This is a genomic window from Ideonella azotifigens, assembly GCF_006519715.1.
Classification (GTDB): domain Bacteria; phylum Pseudomonadota; class Gammaproteobacteria; order Burkholderiales; family Burkholderiaceae_C; genus Ideonella; species Ideonella azotifigens.
In genome coordinates this window covers 1-1,113 of the sequence record NZ_VIDT01001151.1, presented here as the reverse complement: position 1 = coordinate 1,113, position 1,113 = coordinate 1, and the positions used below count along the sequence as shown (strand labels likewise).

Below are 1,113 nucleotides of genomic sequence, written 5' to 3'. Positions count from 1 at the left end.
ATGTCGGGCAGCGTGGCGTTGTGGTGGGCGCGGATGGCCGCGGCGCTGGCGTGGGCCTTGTCGTGTGTGGTGTGGGCGTCGGCCACCAGCAGCACCGGGAAGCCCAGCGCGGCTGCGCGGCGAGTGGTGGTGTCCACGCAGAACTCGGTCGCATAGCCGCAGATCGCCAGCTGCTTCACGCCCCAGCCCTGCAGCGTCTCCTGCAGCTCGGTGCGCAGGAAGGAATCGGGTGTCGTCTTGCGGATGAAGGTGTCGCGCGCATCGGTCTTCAGCCGGCGCTCCAGTTGCCAGCCGTCACTGCCATGGGCCAGCGAGCCGCTGGCGCGCTCGTGCTGGATGAAGACCACCGGCACGCCGGCCGTGCGGGCCTGGGCGGTCAGGGCGTTGATGCGGTCGACGACCGCATCGGCCTCGAAGGGGCGCGGCGAGTCGTCGAACAGGCCGCATTGCACATCGATCACGAGCAGGGCAGTTTTCATGGCGCTGGGTCTGTCGTTCAGGAAGAAGGCTGATTCTCCACGACCTTCTCCACGGCCGGACGCCGGCCCGGCCAGCGGGGCGGTCTTTGCGCCAGCTTTGGCTCAGGACTGCCAGATCGTGTTGACCGTCAGCGTGCGCAGCCCTGCCTGCTCGCAGCCGAGGTGGCTGGGGGAGCCGTGTGCCACATCGGTGAAGGCCCAGGCCAGGCCCAGTTCGCGGGCTCGCTGCAGGCGGGCCTGCAGCAGTGCGCGGTGATGGCCCTGGCGGCGATGGCTGGGCAGCGTGAAGCTGTTGCCAAGGAAGCCGACGCCGCCTGCATCAAGTGACACATGCAGCGTGGCCCAGGCGCAGGGCTGGCCGGCGCTGTCCTGGCACAGGAAGACCTGGAACTCGTCTGTGGCGTAGAAGTGGCGCTTGCGGGCGCGCTTCTCGGCGCTGAGCTGCAGGCCTTCATGTTGCTGCAGCAGGTCCAGGAACAGGTCGGCCTGGTCGGGCCGCAGCTGCTGAACCTGCGGCGTGGCCGGCTGCGGCGCCAATGCCGCGGGCGCCGCGGCGAGGTAGCACAGCGTGTAGCCGGGCCGGTAGCCCCGGCTTTGCAGGAAAGCGCTGGTGCTGGCGTCCACGCTGTCCGGC

Annotated in this window: 2 protein-coding genes; both read right to left on the bottom strand. The window is 69.7% G+C overall.

What is annotated here, in order from left to right; all coding sequences use genetic code 11:
- Positions 1-479: cysteine hydrolase family protein (locus tag FKP22_RS31265; protein ID WP_141292049.1), on the bottom strand; the 479-nt coding region annotated here is incomplete at its 3' end.
- Positions 480-581: 102 nt separating this feature from the next.
- Positions 582-1,113, bottom strand: a 532-nt coding sequence (locus FKP22_RS31260) for a GNAT family N-acetyltransferase (protein ID WP_141292048.1), incomplete at its 5' end; no start/stop codon positions are given.